Genomic DNA, 2,655 nt, shown 5'->3' on the forward strand with positions numbered 1-2,655 from the left:
GATGGCGGGGAATTAGGGCAGGATTGGGAAATTGGCGCGACCAAGTCTTGTCATGTTGTGCGTGTCATTCGGTGCATTGCGCTGGCACGAATTTTAGCGCAGGTTTTGCGAAGCAGTTGAATTAGGAAACGCCCGATGAACGACATTTATGTGGATCAAATTCCTGAACAAGCTTTGGCATGGTTTCGGGCCGGCAAGGGCGCGGCTTTGGCCACGGTGATTGAAACATGGGGCAGTGCGCCGCGTCGTACGGGCAGCCAATTGGCGATCAACGGGAAGGGCGAAATCGCGGGATCTGTCTCTGGGGGCTGCGTCGAGGGCGCGGTGATTGTCGAGGCTATCGAGGCGATTGAGCACGGCGATGCGCGCGAGTTGGAGTTCGGGGTGTCGGACGGCGACGCCTTTGCGGTTGGTTTGGCCTGTGGCGGTAAGATTCGCATCTTGGTAGAACCGGTGGGGACCGTGTTAAGCGAGGCGCTGTTAAGTGATTTGGTCGAGGCGCGCGCCGCGCGTATGCCGGTTGCGTATGTCGCCGATCTTGATACAGGTGCACGTGATTTGCATCGCTCAGAACTTGTTCAGCGGTTTGCGATGGACCGCTCAGGATTTGAAGAAGACACGCGCCGTTTTATCGCCATTCACAACCCGCCCTTGCGCGTGTTGATCGTCGGGGCTGTTCATATAGCCCAAGCCTTGGTTCCTATGGCGCGCCTTGCGGGCTATGATCCAACGGTCATTGATCCGCGCGAAAGTTTCGCAGCACAGGCCCGTTTTCCAGGCACTGAAATCTCGAGTGAGTGGCCCAGTGATGCGGTTGCTCGGATCGGTCTGGATACGCGCACCGCGCTTGTTTTACTGACCCACGACCCGAAACTTGATGACCCCGTTCTAGATATCGCGCTGCAATCTGGTGCGTTCTATATCGGTGCGCTGGGGTCAAAACGGACGCATGCAAAACGGGTGGAACGGTTGCAGGCCAAAGGGTTTACGTCAGATGAAATCGCACGCATTCATGGACCCATCGGGTTGGATGTCGGTGCAAGCAGCCCCGCTGAAATCGCGGTGTCTGTCATTGCGCAAATGACCCAACTCTTGCGCAAAGGCACAGCGTGAAATTTGGCCCGATCCCGCTGGAGGACGCTCTTGGCTGCATCCTTGCGCACTCTGTCAGCACAATAGATGGACGTCTGCGCAAAGGCACGATGCTCGGCGCCGACCATATCGCGCAGCTCTCGCAAACGGGCGCAACGTTGGTCACTGTTGCAACGCTTGAACACGGTGACATCGAGGAAAACGAAGCCGCGCGGCGTTTGGGTGCAGCACTTTTGGAGGGCGCAGTTGGGTTGCGCGCAACCAAGGCTGCAAAAGGTCGCGTAAACCTGATCGCAAAGGGGGCGGGGGTTGCGTTGCTTGATGTTGAAAAACTTCACGCACTCAACGCCGTGAACCCGATGATTTCATTTGCAACGGTTCCTGCGCACCATCAAATGCATGAAAACGGAATGCTTGGCACCGTCAAAATAATTTCATACGCGGTTCCTGAAACGGACCTAGCTATGGCCTGTGCTTTGGCGCGCGGTGGCGTCACTTTGGCCGAACCTTGCCAACAGTCCGTCAGTTTGATCATCACTCAGATCAGTAAGGATACTGACGAAAGCAAAGCGATTGCGGCCACCCAAGCGCGTCTTGCAGTACTTCAAAGTCCATTGATAGAAACGCTGACCTGCGCCCACGACACGCAATCCTTACGAAGCGCCCTAATTGCCGCAAAAGGCGAGGTTATTTTGATTCTCACGGCCTCCGCCACCTCCGATCCCGCTGACGTGGCACCTGCTGCGTTGATCGACGCAGGTGGAGCCCTTACGCGCTTTGGAATGCCTGTTGATCCGGGTAACTTGCTGTTTTTGGGTGATTTAGCAGGGACGCCTGTCATCGGCCTTCCTGGGTGCGCGCGCTCGCCTGCACTGAACGGTGCAGACAAGGTTCTCAGCCGCGTTCTCTGCGGTGTCACTGTGATCAGCAACGATATAGCACAAATGGGGATCGGTGGCTTGATGAAGGAAATTCCAACGCGCCCACGTCCCCGCAATCCCTAAGCGGGCTTGCGCGCGACAAAATCGATCAGCGCCGACATGCCAACATGGGCCGACCCTGATTTCTGCTCCGCCTCATAGTCTTCGCACACAAGGACCTCGCAGGCTGCGAACACATCTGCAAAACTATCGCGCGTATACATGTTTTCGATAAAAGGCGGACCGCCTGTTCCAAGCTCGATCTGTTTGGGCGTGTAGCCGTGGATCATAATCAAACCACCGGGCCGTGTTGCCGCCAACATCTTGCGCCATAATATATCGCGCTGTGAGGGGCCGATGAACTGGAAGAACAAACCCAAGGTGATGTCAAAAGAATCGCTTGGCCAATCCCATTCAAACAGATCGGCCTGAATGAAGGTCGGTTGCACATCATTTTGGCGCGCCAGCTTTTCGGCTTTGGCCACCGCAGAGGGCGCAAACTCCACACCCGTCACATCCAACCCGCGCTTGGCCAAATGCACGCCGTTGCGTCCTTCGCCCTCGGCAATGGACAAAACCGACCGACCTTTTTCAAATAGACCAGCGTGTTTTAGCAAAAATGGAACGGGGTCGGTTCCAAACA

3 protein-coding genes are annotated in these 2,655 nt (G+C 56.1%); 2 read left to right on the forward strand and 1 reads right to left on the reverse strand.

Annotated elements, in window-relative coordinates; translation table 11 throughout:
* Positions 1–135: 135 nt before the first annotated feature.
* A complete protein-coding gene (locus QZ279_RS00085) occupies positions 136–1,113 on the forward strand; it encodes an XdhC family protein (RefSeq protein ID WP_293446739.1) in 978 nt (325 codons plus the stop codon).
* On the forward strand, positions 1,110–2,096 hold the full coding sequence (locus QZ279_RS00090) for a molybdopterin-binding protein (protein WP_293446740.1): 987 nt from the start codon (positions 1,110–1,112) through the stop codon (positions 2,094–2,096). The genes QZ279_RS00085 and QZ279_RS00090 overlap by 4 nt, the downstream gene beginning before the upstream one ends.
* On the opposite strand, the gene QZ279_RS00095 is transcribed toward QZ279_RS00090, so the two are convergent.
* A partial coding sequence (locus QZ279_RS00095; RefSeq protein ID WP_293446741.1) for a class I SAM-dependent methyltransferase occupies positions 2,093–2,655 on the reverse strand: 563 nt, incomplete at its 5' end. The genes QZ279_RS00090 and QZ279_RS00095 overlap by 4 nt on opposite strands.

The organism is Planktotalea sp., from assembly GCF_018607965.1.
GTDB lineage: Bacteria > Pseudomonadota > Alphaproteobacteria > Rhodobacterales > Rhodobacteraceae > Planktotalea.

Bases quoted from the DNA above. Each gene is read 5' to 3' on its own strand.
- QZ279_RS00085 (WP_293446739.1), top strand. From the start codon at position 136: ATGAACGACATTTATGTGGATCAAATTCCTGAACAAGCTTTGGCATGG.